Annotated in this window: 17 protein-coding genes; 14 read left to right on the top strand and 3 right to left on the bottom strand. The window is 66.0% G+C overall.

What is annotated here, in order from left to right; all coding sequences use genetic code 11:
- Positions 1-120: 120 nt before the first annotated feature.
- Positions 121-756, bottom strand: coding sequence for a TetR/AcrR family transcriptional regulator (locus I8J29_RS14360; RefSeq protein ID WP_208848263.1), 636 nt, complete (start codon positions 754-756; stop codon positions 121-123).
- Between the two features lie 132 nt (positions 757-888).
- Between I8J29_RS14360 and I8J29_RS14355 the strand changes: the two genes are divergently transcribed.
- From I8J29_RS14355 to I8J29_RS14325, 7 genes are all read left to right on the top strand, one after another.
- Positions 889-1,458 (top strand): cysteine hydrolase family protein, encoded by a 570-nt coding sequence (locus I8J29_RS14355; RefSeq protein WP_208848262.1) that lies wholly within the window; start codon positions 889-891, stop codon positions 1,456-1,458.
- A 47-nt stretch (positions 1,459-1,505) separates the two neighbouring features.
- Positions 1,506-2,705, top strand: coding sequence for a multidrug efflux MFS transporter (locus I8J29_RS14350; RefSeq protein WP_208848261.1), 1,200 nt, complete (start codon positions 1,506-1,508; stop codon positions 2,703-2,705).
- A gap of 259 nt (positions 2,706-2,964) precedes the next feature.
- Positions 2,965-5,070 (top strand): transglycosylase domain-containing protein, encoded by a 2,106-nt coding sequence (locus I8J29_RS14345; protein WP_240546187.1) that lies wholly within the window; start codon positions 2,965-2,967, stop codon positions 5,068-5,070.
- 547 nt (positions 5,071-5,617) lie between these two features.
- Positions 5,618-6,523 (top strand): LysR family transcriptional regulator, encoded by a 906-nt coding sequence (locus I8J29_RS14340; RefSeq protein WP_208848259.1) that lies wholly within the window; start codon positions 5,618-5,620, stop codon positions 6,521-6,523.
- A 141-nt stretch (positions 6,524-6,664) separates the two neighbouring features.
- Positions 6,665-8,953: a 5-methyltetrahydropteroyltriglutamate--homocysteine S-methyltransferase gene (gene metE / locus I8J29_RS14335; RefSeq protein ID WP_208848258.1), complete on the top strand. Its 2,289-nt coding sequence runs from the start codon at positions 6,665-6,667 to the stop codon at positions 8,951-8,953.
- A 209-nt stretch (positions 8,954-9,162) separates the two neighbouring features.
- Positions 9,163-11,205 carry a glutaminase family protein gene (locus tag I8J29_RS14330; protein ID WP_208848306.1) on the top strand — a complete coding sequence of 681 codons (2,043 nt, stop codon included), beginning with the start codon at positions 9,163-9,165 and terminating at the stop codon, positions 11,203-11,205.
- Between the two features lie 296 nt (positions 11,206-11,501).
- A complete protein-coding gene (locus tag I8J29_RS14325; RefSeq protein ID WP_208848257.1) occupies positions 11,502-12,581 on the top strand; it encodes a Gfo/Idh/MocA family protein in 1,080 nt (359 codons plus the stop codon).
- 264 nt (positions 12,582-12,845) lie between these two features.
- Here the strand turns inward: I8J29_RS14325 and I8J29_RS14320 are convergent, their stop codons facing one another.
- Complete coding sequence (locus I8J29_RS14320; protein ID WP_208848256.1) at positions 12,846-14,519, bottom strand: ribonuclease J; 1,674 nt, start codon at positions 14,517-14,519, stop codon at positions 12,846-12,848.
- A 195-nt stretch (positions 14,520-14,714) separates the two neighbouring features.
- On the opposite strand from I8J29_RS14320, the gene I8J29_RS14315 reads away from it, so the two are divergent.
- From I8J29_RS14315 to I8J29_RS14285, 7 genes are all read left to right on the top strand, one after another.
- Positions 14,715-15,332: a polysaccharide deacetylase family protein gene (locus I8J29_RS14315; protein ID WP_208848255.1), complete on the top strand. Its 618-nt coding sequence runs from the start codon at positions 14,715-14,717 to the stop codon at positions 15,330-15,332.
- A gap of 264 nt (positions 15,333-15,596) precedes the next feature.
- Positions 15,597-18,605 carry an S-layer homology domain-containing protein gene (locus I8J29_RS14310; protein ID WP_208848254.1) on the top strand — a complete coding sequence of 1,003 codons (3,009 nt, stop codon included), beginning with the start codon at positions 15,597-15,599 and terminating at the stop codon, positions 18,603-18,605.
- 278 nt (positions 18,606-18,883) lie between these two features.
- Entirely contained in the window at positions 18,884-20,254 is a 1,371-nt protein-coding gene (locus I8J29_RS14305) for an acyclic terpene utilization AtuA family protein (protein ID WP_208848253.1), read from the top strand.
- Positions 20,251-20,619: an AtuA-related protein gene (locus I8J29_RS14300; protein ID WP_208848252.1), complete on the top strand. Its 369-nt coding sequence runs from the start codon at positions 20,251-20,253 to the stop codon at positions 20,617-20,619. The genes I8J29_RS14305 and I8J29_RS14300 overlap by 4 nt, the downstream gene beginning before the upstream one ends.
- 133 nt (positions 20,620-20,752) lie before the next feature.
- Positions 20,753-21,898: an acyl-CoA dehydrogenase family protein gene (locus I8J29_RS14295; RefSeq protein WP_208848251.1), complete on the top strand. Its 1,146-nt coding sequence runs from the start codon at positions 20,753-20,755 to the stop codon at positions 21,896-21,898.
- Between the two features lie 17 nt (positions 21,899-21,915).
- Positions 21,916-23,460: an acyl-CoA carboxylase subunit beta gene (locus tag I8J29_RS14290; protein ID WP_208848250.1), complete on the top strand. Its 1,545-nt coding sequence runs from the start codon at positions 21,916-21,918 to the stop codon at positions 23,458-23,460.
- A 16-nt stretch (positions 23,461-23,476) separates the two neighbouring features.
- Positions 23,477-24,265, top strand: a complete 789-nt coding sequence (locus I8J29_RS14285) for an enoyl-CoA hydratase-related protein (RefSeq protein ID WP_208848249.1) — start codon at positions 23,477-23,479, stop codon at positions 24,263-24,265.
- 166 nt (positions 24,266-24,431) lie between these two features.
- On the opposite strand, the gene I8J29_RS14280 is transcribed toward I8J29_RS14285, so the two are convergent.
- The gene (locus I8J29_RS14280) at positions 24,432-25,589 is read right to left on the bottom strand and encodes a hypothetical protein (RefSeq protein WP_208848248.1); all 1,158 of its coding nucleotides are present in this window, start codon (positions 25,587-25,589) and stop codon (positions 24,432-24,434) included.
- Positions 25,590-25,718: the final 129 nt, after the last annotated feature.

Here is a 25,718-nt window from a genome sequence, read left to right as displayed (position 1 = left end):
TCGCAGGATCGCGCAATCGTAGCCGAAACTCGTAACCGAAACCGAGACCGAAACCGAAACCAAAAAGCTGCCCGCGGCAATCCGTTGCCGGTCCGGGCAGCTTTTTCGTTCGCGGCGGCGTCATTCGGCGGGGAGGAAGATCAGGCAGAGCTGATTCAGAATGTCTTCCGGCGCGTAACCGCGTTCGTCCCGCTGAAACAGATAGGCGTCGCGGGTCAGGGCGGTCAGCAGAATATCCGCCTTGAAGACGCTGTCGGGCCGGGGACCCGACCGGCCGTCGGCCGCGGCCAGCTCGTCGAACAAGCCGGCGAATTGGCGGTGCAGCTCCTCGTAGACCGGGCTTTGCGAGCGCGGCCGGGTCCGGCCGGGCGCGCCGCCGTCCTCGACGCCGGTCAGCAGCTGCGCCTTCTTCTCGCGGAACCGGAGGAACAGGGCGATCACCTCGCGCAAACGGCGGCTCGGCGGCTCCTGCCGGTTCGCCTCCAAGTAGGCGTCGATATCGTCGAACAAGAGGACCAGCTGGTCCTTGATGAGATCGAGGCACAGCTCGCTCTTGTTGCGGTAGCGGCGATAGAGCGTGCCGGGGCCGATCTGCGCCTCCTGGGCGATCTGGTTCATGCTGACCTGCCCGACGCCCTGCAGCTCGAAGAGCTTCTGCGCCGCGTTCAGGATCCGCTGGCGGTTCTCGGCGGCGTCGCGGCGTTCGGCCCGGGCCGGGTTCGGATTCGGACTCGGGTTGTCCTGCGCGTCGTTCATGCGGCTTCACGTCCTTTGGCTCTAGAGGAGCATCGTCTTTCGTTGACAAACGGAGAGGTCTCTGTTTACTATTAAGCGGAGAGATCTCCGTTTAAGGCGATCATACCATGAAAGAAGGAGCGTGCACAACGCATGACACTACCGTTATCGACAACCGCTTTGCTCGTGATGGATTTGCAGAACGGCATCGTATCGCGATTCGCGGACAAGGAAGAGCTGCTCCATCCGTTCCGGCAGGCCGTCGAAGCCGCGCGGGCGAAGGAAATTCCGGTCATCTACGTCCGGGTCGCGTTCCGCGAAGGGTATGCCGAGATCAGCCCGCGGAACAAGAGCTTCTCGGCGCTGGCAGGCTACGGCGGCATGAGCGAGACGGACGAGGCGACGCAAATTCATGCCTTCGTCCAGCCGCTGCCCCACGAGCCGGTCGTGACGAAGCGGCGCGTCAGCGCGTTCGCGGGCAGCGATCTCGACGTCCTGCTCCGCGCGCGCGGCATCGATACGCTCGTGCTGACCGGCATCTCGACGAGCGGCGTCGTGCTGTCGACGCTGCGGGAAGCGGCGGACAAGGACTTCGCCGTCAAGGTGCTGGCGGACGCGTGCCTCGATCTGGATCCCGAGGTGCATCGCGTGATGACCGAGAAAGTATTCCCGCGCCAGGCGGACGTGATGACCGCCGGCGCCTGGATCGACGCGCTGGGTTGATCGTTCGCATTCGCAATCATCCTGACTAGCAAAGAAGGCGCATGGCAATGCCGATTTGGAAAAGAAATCTGTTCGTGTGCTGGTTCGGCATGTTCGTCACGGGCGTGGGCATGAGCCAGCTCGCGCCGGTGCTGCCGCTCTACATCAAGCATCTCGGCGTCGACGATCCCGACGCGATCGCGCAATATTCCGGTCTCGCGTTCGGCGTCACGTTCGTGATTTCCGCGATCTTCTCGCCGATCTGGGGACTCGCCGCGGACAAATACGGACGCAAGCCGATTCTGCTGCGGGCGAGCCTCGGCATGGCGATCGTCGTGTTCTGCATGGGGTTCGCGCACAACGTCTACGAGCTCGTCGGGCTGCGGCTGCTGCAGGGCGTCATTACCGGCTACGGCACGGCCTGCACCACCCTGATCGCGACGCAGACGGACAAGGAGCATTCCGGCTGGGCGCTCGGGACGCTGTCCACGGCCAACGTCTCGGGCTCGCTGCTCGGGCCGACGATCGGCGGCTTCATCGGGGAAAATTTCGGGCTGCAGAACGTGTTCTACATTACCGGCGGCTTCATGATGGTCGCGTTCGTCACGACGCTGCTGTTCGTGAAGGAAACCTTCGTTCGCCAAAGCAAGAAGGCGCAGAGCATTCGCGAGGCGTGGCGCGCCGTCCCGGAGAAGAGCTTGACGCTTACGCTGTTCGCGACGTTCTTCGTCCTCACCGTGGCGCTCTATTCCGTGGAGCCGATCCTGACCGTGTACGTGAACCATCTGTCCGGCGGGGGCAGCCACGTCGCCTTGATCGCCGGCATCACGTTCTCGGCTTCGGGGCTGGCCAACATCATCGCCGCGCCGCGGCTCGGCAAGCTGTCCGACAAGGTCGGCGCGCATAAAGTCATCTTGTTCGCGTTGGCGGCGGCCGGCCTCCTCTTCATCCCGCAGGCGTTCGCGACGAGTCCGTGGCAGCTCATGGCGCTCCGGTTCTTGTTCGGTCTGGCGTCCGCCGGCCTGGCGCCGTCGGTGAACGTCCTCGTCAAGAAAATCACGCCGCCGTCGCTGACGGGCCGCGTATTCGGCTTCAACATGTCCGCCATGTATCTCGGCGCGTTCGGCGGCGCGGTGCTCGGCGGGCAGGCCGCGGCGTGGTTCGGCATCCGGTACGTGTTCTACCTCACGAGCGCGCTGCTGCTCGCGAATGCCGTCTGGGTGTACGTGAAGGTGTATCGAAAACTGCAGCGGGTGCCGTCGGCGTGACGGCAGCCGAACGACCGGCCCGGGCTCGCCCGCGGCCGGTTTTTTCGGCTGCGGAATCCTTTGCGGGCCGCGCCGCTCGGTTCCTTCTGCCGGCTCGGCGCCAAGCTGACTAGGACCAACGTACCGAAAAACGTTTCGTCTTGCGAAGGTTTGTGTATGACGAAGGTAGAGAAAGCAACATGAATTTGGGGGAAGAGGCATGGAATCGGATCATGAACCGAATGTAGGCGGGCAGCAACCGTCGAAGCAACAGCCGAACTTGAATAATCGATCGAAGAAGAAGACTTCGCATCGAAGGCGAAGATTTCCGTGGCGCGCGGCCTTGATCGCGCTCGTCGGCGGGAGCGTACTGCTCGCCGCCGGCGGATGGACGGCGTTTCGCGTGCTGGTGGCCGGGCAGGATATCGCCCTGCTGGAGAAGCCGCTGCCGGCGCCGACGATCATTTACGACGATAGCGGAAAGGAGGCGACCCGCATCGCGCTTGGTACGATCGAGCCCGTGGATTACGCCGATCTGCCGCAGCACTTGATCGATGCGGTGGTCGCGGTGGAAGATAAGCGGTTTTTCGATCACGGCGGCACGGATGTCTGGGGGATCGGGCGCGCGCTCGCGGTCAATCTGACGAGCGGCAAAACCGTGCAGGGCGGCAGCACGATCACGCAGCAGCTGGCCAAAAACGTCTTCCTGTCGCAGGAACGGACGTGGACGCGCAAATGGAAGGAAGTGCTGCTGGCCCAGAAGATCGAGGAGAATTACGACAAGCAGCAGATCATGGACATGTATCTGAATCAGATTTATTTCGGCGAAGGGGCTTGGGGTATCAAACGGGCGGCGGATATTTATTTCGGCAAGCCGGTCAAGGAGCTGACGCTGTCCGAGTCGGCCCTGCTCGCGGGCATCATCCGCGCGCCGTCGGCGCTGTCGCCCGTCAAGCATCCCGAGGCCGCCAAAGAGCGGCGCGACACGGCGCTGCAGCTGATGAAGGACCAGGGCAAGATCGATGCGCCGGCGTATGCCGCGGCGCTCCGCGCGCCGATCAAGCTCCGGACGTCCGAATCCGGCACCCACGAGGCGATGAAGTACCCGTATTACGTCGACGCGCTTATTCGCGAGGCGTCCGCGCAGTACGGCTTGTCGGAGAATGACGTGCTGCACGGCGGACTTCGCATCTACACGACGCTGGACACGAAGATGCAGGAGGCCGCCGAGCGGGTGTACGCCGACGATTCGGCCTTCCCCGCGAGCTCGGCGGACCAGCTGATCCAGAGCGGGGCGGCGCTCGTCGATCCGCGCGACGGGGGCATCAAGGCGCTCGTGGGCGGCCGGGGCAAGCAGCCGTTCCGCGGCTTCAACCGCGCGGTGCAGCTGAAGCGCCAGCCCGGATCGGCGATGAAGCCGATCGCGGTCTACACGCCTGCGTTCGAGCGGGGATACACGCCGGAGGACCGGCTGATGGACGAACCGGTCGATTTCGGCGGCTATCGGCCCAAGAACGCCGGAGGCGGCTATCACGGCGAGGTGTCCATCTACGACGCCGTCATCAATTCCTACAACATCCCCGCCGTCGAGCTCCTGAACGAGATGGGCATCGACGCGGGCATGGACGCGGCGAAGCGGTTCGGCATCCCGCTGACGGATGCCGACCGCACGCTCGGCCTGGCGCTCGGCGGTCTGCAGGAGGGCGTGTCGCCGCTTCAGATGGCCGAGGCGTTCGGCGTCTTCGCGAACGACGGGACGCGGATGCCGGCCCATGCGATCGCCCGCATCGAATCCGCCGACGGCGCGCTCGTGGCCGAAGCGCCCGCGCCCGCGGACGCCGGCATCCGCGTGACGGAACCCGAGGTCGCCCGGACGATGACGTCCGTGCTGCAGGGCGTCGTCCGGGAAGGCACCGGCGAGCTGGCCTCGCTCGGGGACCGGCCGGTCGCGGGCAAGACGGGGACGACGGAGATGCCGGGCACCGGCGGGGACGGGATCAAGGACAATTGGTTCGTCGGGTACACGCCGCAGCTCGTCGGAGCGGTCTGGCTCGGGTACGATCATACGGACGCGAGCCATTATTTGACGACGACGTCGAAGGCGGCCGCCGCGGTATTCCAGAAGCTGATGGGCGCGGCGCTGGCGGACGAGAAGGTCATGGACTTCCCGGCGCCGCCGCCTTCGTCCAAACCGGGGAAGAAGCACGACGAGCCGGGCAACAACGAGGACGACGACAAGCCGGATAAGCCGGATAAGCCGGGAAAAGGGCACGGGAAAGGGAACGAGGACGACAAACCGAACCCGCCCAAGAAGGACGACAAGCCGGACGGCCCGAAGCACGGCAAAGATCACGACAAAGGCAAAGGACATCGCGGGGACGATTGACTCGCGCCTTAAGGCGAAGACCGCGGGTAAGCTCGGTTCTGACCGGGTCCGGGGCCGGGGCCGGGGTGTTCCCCGCTCTGTAGGTGATGGGAGCCCCCTCTTGTGCTAGAAAGGAGCGTTTCCAGTTCAAGTAGGAGCTGGGATTACCTTCTTGGGTTAGATTAGGGCGTTTCCTCGCCCATGTAGGGGCTGGGATCACCCTCTTGGTCCAGAACGGGGTGTTTTCAAATTCATGTAGGTGAGGGAGTCCTCTTCTTGGTCCAGAACGGGGCTATTCCTCGCCCATGTAGGGGCGGGGATCACCCTCTTGGTCCAGAACGGGGCTGTTCCTCGCCCATGCAGGTGATGGAGTTACTTTTTTGGGTCAGAACGGTGCGCTACTTCGCCCATGTAGGCGCTGGAGTCACCTTCAGTGCATCCAAATTTACCGCGCGCGAGCGACCGCTCCGCGCGGTTTTTGCATGCCGCCGCATTCGGGGACGGGCGGGGATCCCCCGGGATGTGGTACGATGGTTGCACGAATAAACCGGTCCGGGAGGTGGCAGCCTTGACGCTGCAGCAATTGAAATACGTGATCGAGGTGGCGGCGCGCGGCTCCATCAACGAGGCGGCCAAGCGGCTGTTCATCTCGCAGCCCAGCCTGTCGAACGCGATCCGCGAATTGGAGGAGGAGATGGGCATCTCCGTCTTCGAGCGTTCGAACAAGGGCATCTCGCTGTCCAAGGAAGGCGCGGAGTTTCTCGGCTACGCCCGCCAGGTGGTCGAGCAGGCGGAGCTGCTGGAGAGCCGTTACCGGAACGCCAAGCCGTCGCCGCAGCATTTCTCGGTCTCCACGCAGCATTACGCGTTCGCGGTGAACGCCTTCGTCAGCCTCGTCCGGGAGCACGGACAGGAGGAGTACGAGCTGGCGCTGCGCGAGACGAGGACGCACGAGATCATCGAGGATGTCAAGACGATGCGCTCGGAGATCGGCATCCTGTACGTGAACGAGTTCAACGGCAAAGTGATCCGGAAGCTGCTCCACGAAGCGGGGCTGCAGTTCACGAGCCTGTTCACGGCGCGGCCGCATATTTTCATCAGCGTGCACAATCCGCTCGCGAAGCAGCCGATCGTCACGATCGAGGAGCTGCAGCAGTACCCGTACCTGTCGTTCGACCAAGGCGAATACAACTCGTTCCACTTCGCGGAGGAAATTCTCAGCACGCTGGAGCATAAGAAAAGCATCCGCGTCCACGACCGCGCGACGCTCTTCAACCTGCTGATCGGCCTGAACGGCTACACGATTTCGACGGGCGTGCTGAGCTCCGACCTGAACGGGAACGAAATCATTCCCGTGCCGCTCGACTGCGAGGAGACGATCAACGTCGGCTGGATCAGCCACCGCAGCATGACGCTGTCGAAGCTCGGGGCGGACTACGTCGAAGCGCTCAAGGCCGCGATCGGAGCCGTCTGACCGGTTCGGTATAGCTTTTGACTATGACTGGCAATAGATATTAGGCGTTACGCTATAGCTACTCCGGCATGCTATCTTTCTTGTAACGAAAAGCGGCGGCGGCCGACAGGACCGCCGGACGCGCGAAAGGGAGAGGGCAGGATGGCGAGAAGCAGCGTGTTGGGGTATCCACGGATCGGAGCCGACCGGGAATGGAAGAAGGCGTTGGAGGCGTTTTGGGCCGGCAAGCTCGGAGAGGCGGAGCTGCACGAGGAGCTGCGCGGCATCCGGCTGGAGCATTTGCGGAAGCAGCGGGAGGCGGGCATCGACCTGATTCCCGTGAACGATTTCAGCTATTACGACCAGGTGCTGGATACGGCCGCGATGTTCGGCATCGTGCCGGCGCGGTTCGGCCATGCGGGCGGCCCGGTGCCGCTCGCGGTCTACTACGGGATGGCCCGGGGCACGGCGGACACGACCGCCTGCGAAATGACGAAGTGGTTCAACACCAACTACCACTACATCGTGCCGGAACTCGGCGGGACGGAACCGGCGCTCGTGGACAATAAGCCGCTGGCCGCGTACCGCGAGGCGAAGGAAGCGCTCGGCATCGAAGGCAAGCCGGTGCTCGTCGGGCCGCTGACGTTTCTGAAGCTGTCCAAGGGCTACGCGCCGAGCGAAACGGATGCCTGGCTGAACCGGCTGCTGCCGCTGTACGCGCAGGCGCTGCAAGAGCTGGAAGCCGAAGGCGCCGAGTGGGTGCAGCTGGACGAGCCGATCGTCGTGACCGGGCTGGACGCGGACGACCGGCAGCGGCTGAAGCGCAGCTGCGCCGCGCTCGCTTCCGCCGCGCCGAAGCTGAAGCTGATGCTCCAGACGTATTTCGAATCCGCCGAGCATTACGAGCTGCTCGCCGAGCTGCCCGTGCACGGCCTCGGCCTCGATTTCGTTCACGGCCGCGAAGGCAATCTGCGGGCCATCCGCGAGCACGGCTTCCCGCGGGACAAGACGCTCGGCGCCGGCGTCATCGACGGGCGCGGCATCTGGCGGGCCGCCTTGAGCGATAAACTCGCGCTGCTGGAGGAGTTGGAGGCGTTAGTGCCGCAGGAACGGCTCATCGTGCAGACGTCCTGCAGCCTGCTGCACGTGCCCGTGACGGCCGCTCGCGAGACGAAGCTCGCGCCCGTGCTGAAGGACGCGCTCGCCTTCGCGGACGAGAAGCTGGCCGAGGTCGTGCAGCTCGTCTACGGCTTGAGCGGCCGCACGGAAGCGTTCGCGGGCGCCTTCGCCGCGAGCGACCGCGCCGTGGAGGCGCTGCGCGCGTCGGCCGACCGTAACCGGACGGACGTGCAGCGGGCCGCGGCGCGCATCGCCGAGGAGCCCGCGGCCCGCAAAGCGCCGTTCGCCGAGCGGCGTTCGCGGCAGCAGGACCACTGGCGCCTGCCGGTCCTGCCGACGACGACGATCGGCAGCTTCCCGCAGTCGGCCGAGGTGCGCAAAGCGCGCCAAGCGTGGCGGCGGGGCGAATGGGACGGCGCGCGGTACGAGTCGTTCATCGACGCGCAGATCGACCAGTGGATGGGGCTGCAGGAGGAGATCGGCTTGGACGTGCTCGTTCACGGCGAATTCGAACGGACGGACATGGTCGAGTTTTTCGGCGAGAAGCTGGCAGGCTTCGCGTTCACGGCGAACGGCTGGGTGCAGTCCTACGGCTCCCGCTGCGTCAAGCCCCCGGTCATCTTCGGGGACGTCGCCTTCGTCGCGCCGATGACGGTCCGCGAGACCCGTTACGCGCAGTCGAAGACGTCCAAGCCCGTGAAAGGCATGCTGACGGGGCCGATCACGATCCTCAACTGGTCGTTCGCGCGGGAGGATCTGACGCGCGAGGCGATCGCGTACCAGATCGCGTACGCGCTGCGCCGGGAAGTGGAGGCGCTGGAGGCGGCCGGCATCGGCATGATTCAAGTCGACGAGCCGGCGGTGCGGGAAGGGCTGCCGCTCAAACCGGGCGAGCAGGCGGACTACCTCGCCTGGGCGGTCAAGGCGTTCCGGGCGACGACGTGCACGGTCGCGGACACGACGCAAATCCATACCCATATGTGCTACTGCGAGTTCCACGACATGATTCCGTCGATCGAAGCGATGGACGCCGACGTCATCTCGATCGAAACGTCGCGCAGCCACGGCGAGCTGATCGAGAGCTTCGAGCACCACACGTACCCGCTCGGCATCGGGCTCGGCGTGTACGACATCCACAGCCCGCGGGTGCCGTCCGCGGAGGAGATGACGACGATGATCGGCCGCGCGCTCCGCGTGCTGGATCCGAACCTCTTCTGGATCAACCCGGACTGCGGCCTCAAGACGCGCGGCCTGCCGGAGACGGTCGCTTCGCTGCGCAACATGGTGGAGGCGACGGAGCGGGCGCGGGCGAGCCTCGCGGCGCAGGTATAAGCTTTCCGTCATTCAGGAGGGTTTAATGGAATAATAGATCGACGGGTCACCCCCGCTTCGCGCCGCCGCGAAGCGGGGGTGTTTGCGTACGCGGCATTCGGCAAGCTACCGGAATCGGGGCGAGGAATTGAGAACGGTTATTGACAACTTTTATATATAGATAATATTATATATATATTATAAAAAACCTATATCGAAAGCAGGTGCCCATCATTACCACTCTTCGTCCCCCTGCCGTGCCGTTAGTTGCCGTGGATCCTTATTTCAGCGTGTGGTCGAACGCCGACCGTCTGACCGACGATTTCACCCGCCACTGGACGGGGCAGCGCCAGGCCATGACCGGCCTGCTGCGGATCGACGGCACCGTCTGGCGCTTCGCCGGCAAGGTCCAGGCCAACGCCAACCGGTATTACACGGAGCCGCCGGCCATGGAGCAGACCGGCCTGACCGTATCTCCGCTCAGCACCGTCTATACGTTCGAAGCCGGCGGCGTGGCCCTCACGGTCCGCTTTACGACGCCGCTCCTGCTCGAAGACTTGGACATTCTGTCCCGTCCGGCATCCTACGTCTCGTTCGAGGCTAAGTCGACGGACGGCCGCGGTCACGAGACCGCGCTTTATTTCGACGTGACCGGGGAGTGGTGCGTCGATCATCCGACGCAGGCCGTGACCGGCAAACAAACGGCGGAAGGCGGGCTTGAGGTGCTGCGGCTGTCGCACGAGCGCCAGGAGTACCTGAACCGCTCCGGGGACGACCACCGGATCGATTGGGGGCATTTCTATCTGGCGGCGGAAACGTCCGAGCGGTTGACCGCGTTCATCGGCTCCGCGGAGATGCGCAAGGCGTTCGTCCGCGGCGAGCGCCTGCGGCCGTACGGCGATCCCGAGACGCCGCGCAGCGTCGGAGAGGCGCAGCCGGCGATGGCCTTCGTGCACGAATTCGGCGAGGTCGCCGACGTGCCCGCCGGCACGAAGTTCGTGCTCGCGTACGACGACGTGTACGCGATCGAATACTTCGGCGCCCGGCTGGAAGCGTACTGGAAGCGCGGCGGCTTGACCGTTCCGGCGCTGCTCGCCTCGGCGTTCGCGGAGTACGGCGCGCTCGCGGCGCGCTGCGACGCCTTCGACGCGCGGCTGCTGGCCGACGCCGAGGCGGCCGGCGGCGAGAAGTACGCCGACCTGCTGGCGCTGTCGTACCGCCAGGCCATCGCGGCCCACAAGCTGGTCACGGATAACGACGGCGGCCTGCTGTTCCTGTCCAAGGAATGCTACAGCAACGGCTGCATGGCGACGGTGGACGTCAGCTATCCGTCCGTGCCGCTGTTCCTGCTTTACAATCCGTCGCTCGTCGAGGCGATGATCCGGCCGATCCTGTGCTACGCGCAGAGCGACGCGTGGCCGTTCGACTTCGCGCCGCACGATATCGGCCAATATCCGCTCGGCAACGGCCAGGTATACAGCGACAACGCGCTCGAGGGCCAAATGCCGGTCGAGGAATGCGGCAACATGCTGACCATGGCGGCGGCTTATTGCCTCGCCGGCGGCAGCCCGGACTACATCCTCGGCCATATGCCGCTCTGGACGCAGTGGGCGGGCTATCTGATCGAGCACGGGCTGGATCCGGCCAACCAGCTGTGCACGGACGATTTTGCCGGGCATCTCGCGCGCAACGCGAACCTGTCCGTCAAAGCCGTCATGGGCGTGGCGAGCTTCGCGCTGCTCAAGGGCATCGAGGGCGACGCAGAAGCGAAGGCGAGCTACCTGCGGACGGCGAAAGCCATGGCCGATCAATGGCGCGCCCTCGCGGACGACGGAGACCATACGAAGCTCGCGTTCGGCCAGGACGGCACGTGGAGCCTGAAGTACAATCTCATCTGGGACGTTCTGTTCGGCACGGATCTGTTCGGGGCGGACACCTTCCGCAAGGAGACGGCCTGGTATCTGTCGCGCCGGAACCGGTACGGCACGCCGCTCGACAGCCGGGCGTCGTACACCAAGTCCGACTGGGTCGTCTGGTCGGCGTCGTTCGCGGAGGACCGCGAGGATTTCATCGCGCTCGTCGAGCCGGTCTGGACGATGCTGAACGAATCGCCGGACCGCGTGCCGTTCTCGGACTGGACGGACACGTTGACGGCGCGCCAGCTGAACTTCCAGCACCGCAGCGTCGTCGGCGGCATCTTCATGAAGCTGCTGAAGGACAAAGGGCTGCTGCTCGGCGGCGCCGTCCCGCAAGGACAGGAGACGGCTGGTTAATCCGGCTTGCCGCAAGCGATTCTTGACCAGCCGGCAGGCCGTTCGAGCCGCGGCACGTACTCCAGTCATCTCGCAATCTTGCGTCTCTATCGGCTGTCCGCAATCTTGATACGAGAAAGAAGCCGCGCAAAACGCGGCTTCTTTCTGCTTATGCGCGTCATCCCGCATGTTCGTCATCCCGCATGCTCGCATTCGATTCGATCCGTCGCGCATAACCTGCTCGCCATCGCGCCTGCCGAATTATGGTATAGTGAGGCTAGCAGTTCGGCATGCGCAATCGAGAGGGGAGAAGAGGAATGGAGAAAATCAAGTTCGGCATCATCGGCCACGGCTGGCGGGCGGATTTCTACCTGCGCATCGCGCGGGAGCTGCCGGAGCGGTTCGAAGCCGCGCGGATGCTGGTCCGCCGGGAAGAGACGGCCGCCGCCCTGCGCGCGGCGTGGGGCGTGGACGTCTACCGCGACCTGGACGCGTTCCTCGCGGACGCGGACCTGGACTTCGTCGTCGTATCCGTGCCGTGGGACGTTTGCCCGGTCTATATCCGCGAGCTGGCCGCGCGCGGCGTGCCGGTGCTGGCGGAGACGCCGCCGGCGCCGGATCTCGCGGGCTTGACCGCGCTGTACGAAGCGGTCGGCGGCGAGGCGAAGGTGCAGGTGGCGGAGCAGCTCCTGTTCCAGCCGATGCACGCGGCGCGGATCGCGCTGGCGCGCTCCGGCAAGCTCGGCGACGTATCGCAGGCGCAGGTGTCGGTCGCGCACGGCTATCACGGCATCAGCCTGATCCGCCAGTTCCTCGGCGTGCGCTTCGAGGAGGCCGTCATTTCCGGCCAGCGGTTCGTCTCGCCGATCGTGGAGGGACCGGGAAGGCAGGGGCCGCCGCGGGAGGAGATCGTCAAGGATTCCAGCCAGGACATCGTCTTCCTGCGCTTCGGGGACAAGCTCGGCGTGCTCGATTTTACGGGCGACCAGTATTTCTCGTGGATTCGGCGGGAGCGGGTGCTCGTCAGAGGCCCGCGCGGGGAGATCATCGGCGACGAAGCCGCGTGGCTGCAGGATTTCCGGACGCCGGTCGTCCTGAAGCTCCGGCGCATCGACAACGGCTTCGACGGAAACGTGCTCGGCTTCAACTACGGCGGCATCCTGCTCGGCGCGGAATGGCTGTACGTCAATCCGTTCGTGCCGGGGCGGCTGACCGACGACGAGGTCGCCGTCGCGACGTCGCTCGCCAAGATGGGCGACTACGCGCGGGGCGGGCCGTCGTTCTACAGCCTGGCCGAAGCCTCGCAGGACCATTACTTGAATCTGCTCGTCCAGCGGGCGATCGCGGAAGGCACGACGGTGACCTCCGCGAAGCAGGCGTGGCATCCCCGCTCCTGATGCCTGCCCGGAAGGCCGCTCAAGCGGATGCGGACATCGGGACCGTGACCCGCTGATTTAATAGTGATTTAGAACGGACCGGCGAGCAACGATCGGCAGTCCCATCACGGTCAGGAAACCCCGGCGCGGCCAGCCGCCGGGGTTTTTTGCCGTCTCGCGCCGCGGACGCAAAAAAAACGCCGGTACCCGCGAACGGGCATCGGCGTTTGCCGCTTCGGCCGCGATCGGCGTCTCCGCCGCCCGCAACCGAAGCGTCGCGGGACGCTACACTTGAATAATGATCGGCAGGATCATCGGCCTGCGCTTCGTATGCATGTACAGGAATTTGGCGACCTCGTCCTTGACCGCCTGCTTGTAGGACGCCCACTGGTTCGGCTTCGAGCCGTCCAGCTGCGAGACGGCGTTCAGCGCGATCCGCTGCACCTCTTCGAGCAGCCCCTCCGATTCCCGCACGTAGACGAAGCCGCGGGAAATGACGTCCGGTCCGGTGACGACCTTGCCGCCCGACTTGGCGACGGACATGACGAGGATGAGGATGCCGTCCTCCGACAGCACCTTCCGGTCCCGCAGCACGATGTTGCCGACGTCCCCGATGCCGAGCCCGTCGACGAGCGTGTTGCCGTTCGGGATTTTGCGGTCCTGGCGGGCGACGCCGCCGGCGATATCGACGACGTCCCCGTTGTTCAAAATAAACGTATGGCCGCTTTCCACGCCGACCGCTTCCGCCATGACGCGGTGCTGGTAGAGCATGCGGTATTCGCCGTGGATCGGGATGAAATATTTGGGCCGCATCAGCGTAAGCATGAGCTTCAGTTCTTCCTGGCTCGCGTGCCCCGACACGTGCATGCCCGTCACGGTCCCCGAGCCGTAGATGACCTTGGCGCGCCGCTCGAACAGATTGTCGACGATGCGGGCGACGTTCCGTTCGTTGCCGGGAATCGGCGTGGCGGCGAGGATGACCGTATCGCCCGGCGACACGCCGATTTGCCGGTGGCTGCCGTTCGCGATGCGGGCGAGCGCCGCGAGCGGCTCGCCCTGGCTCCCCGTGCAGAGGACGACGAGCTCGCGCGGCGAATACCGGTTGGCTTCCGCCGGCTCCACGAGCATCCCGTCCGGCACCCGCAAATAGCCGAGCGAGGAGGCGACGTCCACCACGTTGACCATGCTGCGGCCGAGCAGGCAGACCCGCCGGTTCGCCTTCTCCGCCGCGTCGATGACCTGCTGGACGCGGTGCACGTTGGAGGCGAAGGTGGCGAGAAAAATTTTCCCCTCGGCCTTGGCGAACTCCTCCTCGATATGCGCGCCGACGAGCCGCTCCGACGGGGTGAAGCCCGGCCGTTCGGCGTTCGTGCTTTCGGACAGGAGCGCGAGCACGCCGCTCCGGCCGATTTCGGCCATCTTGTGGATGTCGGCGTACTGGCCGCCGACCGGGGTCAGGTCGAATTTGAAGTCGCCCGTATGGACGACCGTGCCCTGCGGCGTGTGGAAGGCGATGCCGAGGCAGTCCGGGATGCTGTGGTTCGTGCGGAAGAACCGGATCGGAATCGCCCCGAGCGTCAGCTCCGTGCCCGCGTCGATTTGCTGCAGCTTCGCCGTGCCGAGCAGGCCGTATTCCCGCAGCTTGCCCTGGATCAGCCCTAAGGTGAGCCGGGTCGCGTAGATCGGGATGTTGAGCTGCTTCAGCACGAACGGGATGCCCCCGATATGGTCCTCGTGGCCGTGCGTGACGATCAAGCCGCGCACCCGGTCGCGATTTTCGAGCAGATAGGCGATGTCGGGAATGATGACGTCGATGCCGAGCAAGCTCTCGTCGGGAAATTTGGAGCCGCAGTCGATCACGATGATGTCGTCGTTGTATTGCACGACGTACATGTTTTTGCCGATTTCGTTCACGCCGCCCAAGGCGACGATCGAGAGCCTGTCTTCCGAGCGTTTCATAAGTAGCTGACTCCTTTCGCGGCTGTACGGATCAGCCGGTCCGTTTACGCGGAAATACGATTAAGATTACCCATCCCGTCTAAAATTATCCATCGCCGGGCGGTGGCGGTTTGGTATAATGGGGTAACGCTTACATCCATAACGGGCCTTGGCGCGCGGCGGTTCGCCGGCGCCGGCCGCGAAGGGAGCATCCCCATGTCCGAAACGATCCATGCCGTTCCGACAGCGAGCAAAGCCGTCGCCATTACGTTCGACGACGGGCCGAACGCCCTGTACACGCGCCAGACCGCGGACCTGTTCAACGCCGCGGGCGGGAAAGCCACGTTCTTCATGCTCGGCGAGAAAATCGGGGAGATGCCCGATTTCGTACGGCAGATTCACGAGGAAGGCCATGAAATCGGCAACCATTCGTACTCGCATCCGTTTCTGACGAAAATCCCCGGCGACGAAGTCCTGGCCGAGCTGGAGCGGACGGACAAGCGGATCGAGCAGGCGACGGGCAGCCGCCCGGCCGTGTTCCGCGCGCCGTACTTGGACGCGAACGAAGAGACGACCGCGATCGCGGACCGCTTCGGCTACCGCTCCATCGGCGCGGTCAACCTGGAGACCCGCGACTGGGAGACGCCGGGCGTCGATTACATCCTCGCGCATACGCGGGATACGGTCCGCGACGGGGCGATCCTGCTGTTTCATGACGGGGCGGGCGACCGCTCCCAGACGATGGAGGCGATCCGCATCCTGATCGGCGAGCTGACGGAGCAAGGGTACGAGCTGGTCACGGTCAGCGAGCTGCTGTCGCGGCGGAGCGAATAAGCAGGCCGCGGGCCGGCTGGCCTGTGCCGCGCGGGCCGCGCAAGCGGCGTCCAGGCTGCCTGCGTCCGGCGCACGGAATCATCCGATCTTTTTCCCGCGCCGCGAATGCGCGGCGGCATACGAGCCCCCGGTCCGAATCTTCGGCCGGGGGTTCGCCGCATTTCCTGTCGAATCGCGGCGAAAAGTTAACTTTCGTTAATTGTTTGGCCGGTGCGTCTCCGCTACATTTAGAAGCAGCTTGAATTAATTGGCGGAGGAGCATGCATGAAGATGGGGAAACGCAACAAACTGAGCGCCGTTCTGGCGCTGTCGCTCGGCGCGCAGCTGCTGGCGCCCGTGCTGGCGTCGGCGGAGATCAAACTGGAGGGGACCGACAGCCCGTACGCGTTCAACGTGACGGACCCCGACTACGGGGAAGGCTACGCGCTGGACGTCGCTTCTTACGACGAACGGCATGAGCTGCTGTACCGGGCAACGAGCGAGACCGATCCCGCGGAGCCGTTCACGATCGCGGTCGATCCGTACACCTGGGTGCCGAATTTCGATCTCGACGACCCGCATCCCGTCACGTTCGAGGTCAAGACGGTACCCGTGGCCGGCGGCGATCCGGTGGACGAAGCGACGTATACGTGGAGCATGATGTCGACCGTCCGCGGCGCCGTGAACGTGCCGGAATCGCTGCTGCCCGGGTCTTCCGTGACGGTTACGGCCAAGACCGGCGCTTCGGTCGTCTTGAAGCCCGGCGATGCCGGCGTCGCGTACGACGCGGCCGGCGGGCGGCTGACCTTCGCGGCGGACCTGGCGGATCCCGGGCCGTATGCGATCCAGGCGAACGCGGACGGCAGGCCTTACGCGGCGGCCGTCGTCAAGCCCGACGATCGCAACCGGAGCATCCGCGAGACGAAGGCCGAGGCCGGCAACGCGGTGCATTCGTATTTCGACGTCCAGGCCGGCGTGCTCTATCCGTACGTCGTGAACGACCGCGTGCCGCTCGCCGACCTGGACGCGTCTCAAGACGGCACGGAGATCGCCTTCGATAACCTTGACGACGCGACGACCGCGGTCGATCTGCCGGAAGGGTTCCGTTTCGCCTTCTACGGCCGGACGTACGACAAAGTCGGCATCGGCACGAACGGGGCGCTCTATTTCGGCGACGGCGATTATACCGCTTACGGCATGGACCGGTTCCCGGATGCCGACGCGCCGGCGGCGGTGTATCCGTTCCTGTCGGATCTCGTGCTGCGCCGGGCGCTGGGCGGCGGGCCTGAAGGCGGCCCGGAATCGCGGGACGAAGGCGGACCGGACGCCGATTCGCGCGTCTATGCGAAGACAGTCGGGGAACCGGGCGACCGCCGGTTCATCGTGCAGTGGGACCGCGTCTACTCGCTGGATGACGAGAGCGATGCCCCGCTGTCGTTCCAAACCGTCCTATACGAGAAAACGGGCGACGTCCGCGTCCAATATCTAGCGACGGCGAGCGGCGATCCGGACTTCGATGCCGGCGGCAAGGCGCTCGCGGGCATCCAGGATGCCGGCGATTCGGATTACGGCGGGCTGCTGTACGCCTGGAACGAACCGAAGCTCGCGGCAGGGCTGGCGCTCTGCTACGGCCTTCATCCTCGCTGCGGCGAGGCGGGGCCGGCGTTGACGGACGCCAAGCTGGACGCCGCAGGAACCAAGCTGACGCTGACGTTCGACCAGCCGCTCGATCCGGCGGTCTCGCCGGCGCGCTATCTGTCGCTGGAAGGGACCGCGGCGGCGGTGGAGAGCGCCGGCTACGCCGGCGAAGCGGGGGCGTACCGGCAGGTCGTCGCGACGTTGTCGGACGCGGCCGCCGGCGACGGCGAGCTCGAGGTCTCGCTGCGGGAAGACGCGGTGCGCGGCGAAGCCCGCGGCATCGCCTCGGAAGCGGTGACGGGCTTCCCGGTGACGAAGGAGCCGCCGGTCACGGACCCGTCGGGCCCGAGCGGCCCGACAGGCCCGTCGGCGCCGTCCGGCGGCACGACGGCGCCGTCCGGAACGACCGGCCTGCAGGGCACGGCCGGCGGCGCCGCGGTGCAGCTCGCGACGGGCACGGCCGGCGAGCGGGACGGCCGCGCGACGATGACCGCGGCCATCGACGACGCGAAGCTGGCCGAGCTGCTGGCGCAGGCGGGCGGCAAGCCGGTCGTCGTCCTGCCGGTCGGCGACGGCTTCGACCGCGTCGACGCGCTGCTGACGGCGGGCGGGCTCCAAGCGCTCGCCGGCCGTTCGGGGACGCTGCTTCTGCGAACCGCAATCGGCAGCTACGCGCTGCCGGCGGAGGAAATCGCGGCGGCGTTGGCGAAGACGCTGACCGCATCGGGCGCTTCCCCGGCGGACGCCAAGATCCGCGTCACGATCGCCAAAGCCGGCGGCGACGCGGCGAACCGGCTGCAGGCCGCGGCGGCGCAGGGCGGCTTCGAGGTGCTGGCGCCGCCGGTCGAATTCGCGGCCGCGATCGAGGCCGGCGGCAAGACGGTTCCGATCGAGGCGCTCGGTTCGTTCGCGAAGCGCGGCATACCGCTGCCGAACGGCATGGATTCCGCGCGGCTGACGACGGCGGTCATGCTGGACGAAGACGGCGGCGTACATGCCGTGCCGACCTCGCGCGAGACGCGCGAAGGCGTGCCGGCCGCGGTCGTTAGCAGCCTGACGAACGGCGTTATCGCGCTGATTCATCATGAAGCGTCATTCACAGACACCGGGCGCCATTGGGCGCAGGACGCGATAGTTGATCTGGCGTCGCGTCTTGTGCTGAGCGGCGGCGCGGACGGCCGCTTCCGGCCGGACGACCAGGTCACGCGCGCCGAATTCGCGGCGATCCTGCTCCGCGCGCTCGGCTTGCGGGCCGGCGGCACGGCCGAATTCGGCGACGTGGACCCGTCCGCCTGGTACGCCGGCGCGGCGGCGAAAGCGGCCGCCTACGGCCTCGTCGACGGCTACGAGGACGGCCGTTTCCGCCCGGACCGCGCGGTGACCCGCGAGGAAGCGATGGTCATGCTCGCGCGAGCGGCGAAGCGGGCCGGGCTCCCGGCCCCGGCCGGCGGCGCCGAGACGGCCGCGGCGCTGGCGGGCTTCAAGGACCGCGCCGCGCTCGCCGGCTGGGCCGCGCCTTCCGCGGCGGCCTTGATCCGCGCCGGCCTCGTGCGGGGCTCGGCCGGGGAGCTCCGGCCGAATGCCGCCATGACGCGCGCCGAGACCGCCGAGCTCGCGCAGCGGCTGCTGCGCCAGGCGGGCCTGATCGACGGCTGAACCGAGGCTCCGGCCGGTTCAGCCCAACCGGCAGGTGCATCCTGGCCGGCCAGTTCGGTCGGCCGGGATGCAATAGACCCGGCTACCCGGCGATGACGCTCCCTCCCCTTCGTGTCGAAGGGGAGGTTTTTTTCGCGTATAGCGTCCTAGCAGGTGGACGGCCTGCGCGAACGCGCTCGAATACCCCCTATCGCCCCGCCATACAATGTACTATGACACGGCATGTGCCGTTGCAGTTCCGCAAACCCCGCGAAAACCGCGGGGGGAAGGAGGAACGGATGAAAACGATACGCATCGGCGCGGGGCAAGGCTTCTACGGCGATTCGGCCGCGCCGGCCGTCGAGACGGCCAAGCGCGGCGGCATCCACTACCTCTGCATGGACAGTCTGGCGGAGCTGACGCTGGCGATTCTGCAGAAGGACCGGCAGCGGGATCCGGCCAAAGGGTTCGCGGCCGACCTGGGCGCGCAGCTCCGCGCGCTGCTTCCGGTCGCGAGGAAGAACGGCATCCGGATCATCACGAACGCCGGCGGCATGAATCCGGCCGGGGCGCTGCGGGAAGCGGAGCGGGTCGCGAAGGAGCTGGGCCTGAAGGGCCTCAAGCTCGCCGTCGTCACCGGCGACGACGTGCTGGAAGAGCTCGACGCTTACCGGGAGCAGGGCGCTCTGCTCGAGCATCTCGAGGACGGCCGGGACATCGCGGACGTCCGCGACCGGATCGTGTTTGCCAACGCTTACTTGGGGGCGAAGCCGATCGCCGAGGCGCTTCGGCAGGGGGCGGACGTCGTCATCACGGGACGCGCGGCCGACTCGGCGCTGTTCCTCGCCCCGTACATCCACGAGTTCGGCGTCGGGCCGAAGGACTGGAACCGGCTCGCCCAAGGCGTGCTGATGGGCCATCTGCTGGAATGCTCGGGCCAGGCGTCGGGCGGCAATTTCAGCGGCGATTGGCAGGCCGTCGAGGCGCTGGAGGACATCGGGTTCCCCATCGCGGAGATCGCGGAGGACGGGACGTTCGTGCTGACGAAGCCGGAGGGGACCGGCGGCCTCGTATCCGTCGATACCGTGAAGGAGCAGCTGCTGTACGAGATTCACGACCCGTTCGCGTACGCGACGCCGGACGTCGTGCTGAACGTCAGCGAGGTCGCCCTCGAGGACGCGGGGCCGAACCGGGTCCGGGTGACCGGCGCCCGCGGCGCGAAGCGGCCCGAGACGCTGAAAGTCGTCATGGGCTACGCGGACGGCTGGCTGGGGCAGGCGATCTGGGGCTATTCGTGGCCGGACGCGCCGGCGAAGGCGCGCGCGGCCGACCGGATCGTGCGCAAGCAGATCGAACGGAGCGGACTGCGGGCCGACGAGATCCGCACGGACTTCCTCGGCCTCGATTCCCTGCACGGGCCGCTCGCGGCGGCGCCCGCCGAGGAACCGAACGAAGTCTACGTCCGCCTGGCCGTGCGGACGAAGAGCCGGGACGAAGCCGCCAAGCTCGGACGGCTCGTGCCGCCGCTCATGCTGAGCGGCCCGCCGGCCATGGGCGCCTTCCTCGGGATGCTGAAGCCGCGCGAGCTGCTCGGCATGTGGTCCTGTCTCGTGCCGCGCGAGCTCGTCGAGCGCAAGGTCAGCGTCACCGTGAAGGAGGTGCGGCCATGACCCGCGTCCAGCTGCGCCATCTCGCGCAGGCCCGGTCCGGCGACAAGGGCAACAGCGTCAACATCGCGCTGTTCGCGCCGAACGACGACGTGTTCGACGCGTTGGCCGCGCAGGTGACCGCGGAGCGCGTGAAGGCGCACTTCGACGGCCTCGTGCGCGGGGAAGTCGTCCGGTACGTGCTCCCGAATCTGAGAGCGATGAATTTCGTCTGCCGGGACGCGCTGGACGGGGGAGGCTCCGCGACGCTGCGCATGGATAATTTGGGCAAATGCTACGCGTCCAATCTCATGCGGTTGGAGATCGAGTACGACGGCGAGCCAGCGCGGCCCGGAGGCGAGCCCGAGTCGCCCTGCAGCGAGCCCTGACGCGCGCGGACCCTGCGATAGCCGGTTCTTCGGGCGGCCTGCGGAGACCGCAAGCCGCGAGGCCGGCGCTTCGGCGGGGGTTCACCGGCGGTCCGCGGCTTGGGGCTTCGATCGGAAGGAAGGAGGCACGCGGATGAATTTCGAATTGACGGCGGAGCAGGCGATGATCCAAGCGCTGATGCGCGATTTCGCGGACGGCGAGGTGGCGCCGGGGGCAATCGAGCGGGACCGGACGGGGACGTTTCCGGCGGACGTCTTCGCGAAGCTCGCCGCGCTCGGCATGATGGGGCTGCCGTTCCCCGAGCGCTACGGCGGCGCGGGCGCGGACACGGTCAGCTTCGCGATCGCGGTCGAGGAGCTGAGCCGGGCCTGCGCCTCGACCGGCATTACGTACTCCGCGCACGTCTCGCTCGGCGGCGCGCCGATCGCGATGTTCGGCACCGAGGCGCAGAAGGAGCGCTTCCTGGCTCCGCTCTGCGCGGGCGAGTACCTCGGGGCGTTCGGGCTGACCGAGCCCGACGCCGGCTCGGATGCCGGCGGCACGCGGACGACGGCCGCGCGCGAGGACGGCGGGTGGCGCATCAGCGGCTCGAAGTGCTTCATCACGAACGCGTCCTACGCGCGCAATCTCACGCTGACGGCGGTTACCGACCGCTCGAAGGGCACGGGCGGAATCAGCGCGTTCATCGTCCCGACGGACGCGCCCGGCTTCGCCGTGCGGGCCGGCTACGAGAAAATGGGGCTGCACGCGTCGAACACGGCCGAGCTGATCCTCGACCGGGTGGCCGTGCCGGAGGACCGCCTGCTCGGCGCGGAAGGCCGCGGCTACAAGCAGTTTCTCGCCGTGCTCGACGGCGGCCGGATCGGAATCGCGGCCATGGCGGTCGGCATCGCCCGGGCGGCGCTCGACCGCTCGCTCCGGTACGCCAAGCAGCGCAAGCAGTTCGGGCGCGCGCTGTCTTCGTTTCAGGCGATCCAGTTCAAGCTCGCGGACATGGCGATGCACGCGGAGGTGGCCCGTACCATGGTGTACAAGGCCGCCTGGCTGAAGGACCGGGGCAAGAGCTTCAAGAAGGAAGCCGCGATCGCCAAGCTGTTCGCCACGGAGACGTGCATGAGGGCATGCGATCAAGCGGTGCAAATCCACGGCGGCTACGGCTACATGAAGGAATACGAGGTTGAACGCTACATGCGCGACGCGAAGCTGCTCGAGATCGGGGAAGGGACCTCGGAGATCCAGCGGCTGGTCATCGCGGCGCAGCTCGGCTGCAAAGACTGACGGAAGGAGGGCGGCGGATGGAGCGCGAACGCGATAACGGACTCGGCCGGCTGCGGGAGGAGACCGCCGCGATCAAGCGGGGCGGCGCCGGAAAATACCACGCGAAGAACGCGGAGCAGGGCAAGCTGTTCGTCCGGGACCGGCTGCGCCTGCTGTTCGACGACGACGTCGAGCTCGAAGACGCGCTGTTCGCGAGCGGCGCGGAAGACGGCCTGCCCGCGGACGGCGTCGTGACGGCCATCGGCCGGATCCACGGGCGGACGGCCTGCGTCGTCGCCAACGATTCCACCGTCAAGGCGGGGTCGTGGGGCGCGCGGACCGTCGAGAAAATCATCCGCATGCAGGAGACCGCCGACAAGCTGCGGGTGCCGCTGCTTTATCTCGTCGATTCGGCCGGCGCGCGCATCACCGACCAGGCGCTCATGTATCCCGGCCGGCGCGGGGCGGGGCGGATCTTCTACAACGAAGCGAAGCTGTCGGGCAAAATCCCGCAGGTCTGCCTGCTGTTCGGACCTTCGGCCGCGGGCGGCGCCTATATTCCGGCATTCTGCGACGTCGTCATCATGGTGGAGGGCAATGCGTCGATGTACCTCGGCTCCCCGCGCATCGTGGAGATGGTGACGGGCGAGAAGGCGACGCTCGAAGCGCTCGGCGGCGCGCGCATGCACTGCGCCGTCTCCGGCTGCGGGGACGTGCTCGCCAAGAGCGAGGAGGAGGCGATCGCCCTGGCGCGGGCTTACATGGCGTACTTCCCCGCGAATTACGAGGAGAAGCCGCCGGAGCGCGAACCGCGGCCGCCGGCCGACAGCGAACGGTCGCTCGGCGAGCTGATTCCCGGCGACCAGTATACGCCGTTCGACATGTACGAATTCCTCGACGGCTTGATCGACGAGGGCTCGTTCTTCGAGATCAAGCGGCTGTTCGCCCGCGAGCTCGTTACCGGGCTGGCGCGGCTCGGGGGCAAGACGGTCGGCATCGTCGCGAACCAGCCGCGGACGAAGGGCGGCATCCTGTTCCACGACTCCGCCGACAAGGCCGCCAAATTCGTCAGCCTGTGCGACGCGTTCTCGATCCCGCTGCTGTTCCTCGCGGACGTGCCCGGGTTCATGGTCGGCACGGCGGTGGAGCAGGCGGGCATCATCCGCCATGGCGCGAAAATGATCGCCGCCGTCTCCGAGGCGACGGTGCCGAAGATATCCGTCATCGTCCGCAAAGCCTACGGCGCGGGGCTGTACGCGATGGCGGGCCCGGCGTTCGAGCCCGACTGCTGCCTCGCGCTGCCGTCGGCGCAAATCGCGGTGATGGGGCCGGAGGCGGCGGTGAACGCGGTATACGCGGGCAAAATCGCCGAGCTGCCGGAAGCGGAGCGGGCGGCCTTCGTCGAACGCAAGCGCGAGGAATACGGCCGCGACATCGACCTGTACCAGCTGGCGTCGGACATGGTGATCGACGGCATCGTGCCGCCGCACGGCTTGCGCAAGGAACTGATCAAGCGGTTCGCGGCTTACGCGTCGAAGCGCGTCGCATTCGCGGACCGGAAGCATCCGGTGTATCCGGTATGAACGGGGAGCGGGGCCGATGACGGCGAAACCGGTGCTGTGGGAGGAGCAGGGCCATGTCGGGCGGATCGTCCTGAACCGTCCGGAACGATTGAACGCGCTGAACGCGGCCATGCTGGAGGAACTGGACGCGATCGTCGGCGCGGCCGGCCGGCGTCCGCGCGAGATTCGCGTCGTCATCGTCGAAGGCGCGGGGCGGGCGTTCTGCGCCGGCGCGGACTTGAAGGAGCGGCTCGCGCTGACGGAGCGGGAGGCGATCCTCCGCGGCGTCGGCCGGATCAAGTCCGTCTTCGGCGCGTTGGCGCGGCTGCCGCAGCCGACGATCGCCGCCATGGGCGGGCTCGCGTTCGGCGGAGGGCTCGAGCTGGCGCTCAGCTGCGATTTCCGCATCGCCGTCCGGGACGCCCTGCTTGGGCTCACCGAGACGAGCCTCGGCATCATTCCCGGGGCCGGCGGCACGCAGCGGCTGGCGCGGCTGATCGGACCGGCGCGGGCGAAGGAGCTCATCCTGACGGCGCGGAAGATCTCCGCCGAGCAAGCGTTGGCGTGGGGGATCGTGAACGGAGTGGCGGAAGACGGGAAAGAGCTCCGGGAGCGGTGCGCGGAGCTGGCGGGCGAGCTGCTCGCCAGCGCGCCGCTGGCCGTGATGCAGGCAAAGGCCGCGATCGACCGGGGCTTGGACGCGGATCCGGGGACGGCGATGGCGATCGAGGCCGAAGCCTATGCGGCGCTGATCGGCACGAAGGACCGGGTCGAGGCGCTGGAGGCGTTTCGGGCGAAGCGGCCGCCGCGGTTTACGGGCGAGTAAGGCGGCCGGCGCGAGCGTCAGGAAGTGCGGCGCGGCGGAGCTTCGCGCAGCCGGATCTACGTGCTTCGCGACTTGAGGGAACTTACCGGCAGAATAACGCGCGAAAGGCCGGAGGCATGTAGCTGCTCCGGCCGTTTTGATTGCTTGGATCGCGGTTCGCCCGCAGTTAGATTCGCACCGCGTACAACGAATCGGCAGACTGCAAATACCAAACGCCGGCCCGGTATGGCGAATCTCCGGGCCCGTCGAAGACGTGCTCGCGGTATTGGAACTTCGACGGGCTTCTTTGAATGCTTACCGTCTTCTCTTCTTTCATGTAATACAGGTACGTTTTGTCGTTGAACGTGAACGCGACCGTACCATCCGGTCCCAGCTCGTCGATGGCGAGGGGAGCGCGCGTCCACGACCACCAATAAGGACTTTCAAAGACCCGTTTAACGATGCCTTCCGGCGACCGGACATTCACGACTTGGCGGCTTATGGCTTTATCGTATTCGATATAAGCAATCCATCCGTTGTTGATCCGGTAATAAGTATTGGCCGTATAAGCCAAACGAGGGTTTACCGACAAGGTCGTCACCGTATTATCCGCGCTGCGCAAACGAAGCGCCCATACTTGCTTGGCATAATTGTTGCTCTCGACGAGTTCCCGGTAGAGGATGTTTTTTCCGTCCGTTAACGGCCCGTAAAAGCCGAAATTCGAGTCGAACGACACGACCTTGTTGGAGGGCGTCGCCAGCTGCGTCACCGTACCGTCAGGAAGAGACCGAAAGAGCGCAAACGCGTTAACGGGCGCAACCGGAGACGTGTACAGCATGGTACCATCGGCCGAGAACTCGACTCTGTCATAGCCGAGCTCGCGGGTCTGTCCCGTCGTTAGATCCACGTTATGCCGGCTGAGCAGCGCAAAATTCCCGTTTCCCCGGATATCGAACAGACTTTCGTCGGCTGCGATCCGCGAAGTCTCCCCGGATTTCCAATAGTAGACCGAACTCACCCTGGGCCACACGCCGCTTCCGGGATCGGTATACAGGTTGTACACCACGCCTTGCGCCGACAGCTTCGCTTGACGGATGATATTCGTCGAACCGGTGCCATCGAATACTTTTACTTGCGTGCCGTCCTTGCGGTTAAACAACCAGAGGACTTTATCTTTTTCTTTCCATGCGATGCGGCTTGCATCAAAATCGAGGATGGTTCCGTTAAACGTGTTCAGGAGCGATTTGGTTGCTTTGTCGTTCGCATCGGCGGCCGTCTTGAAAGGGAGCATGACTAACATTGGCAGCATGAATGCCAAAACGAACGGTATCAATCGGCGCTTCATCGGATTACCCCTTCCTGTTTCGTTTTTTCAATCGGCAAGCTGTTCAATCGAAAGGAAGCTACATGTCGGCATAGCAGCCTTAAATCCATTATCATAAGCCCAAAGGGATTAAACAATCATACAATTATC

Source organism: Paenibacillus artemisiicola, from assembly GCF_017652985.1.
Classification (GTDB): domain Bacteria; phylum Bacillota; class Bacilli; order Paenibacillales; family Paenibacillaceae; genus Paenibacillus_Z; species Paenibacillus_Z artemisiicola.
Note: the sequence above shows the minus strand (reverse complement) of the source record. Positions and strands in the feature narration are given on the sequence as shown.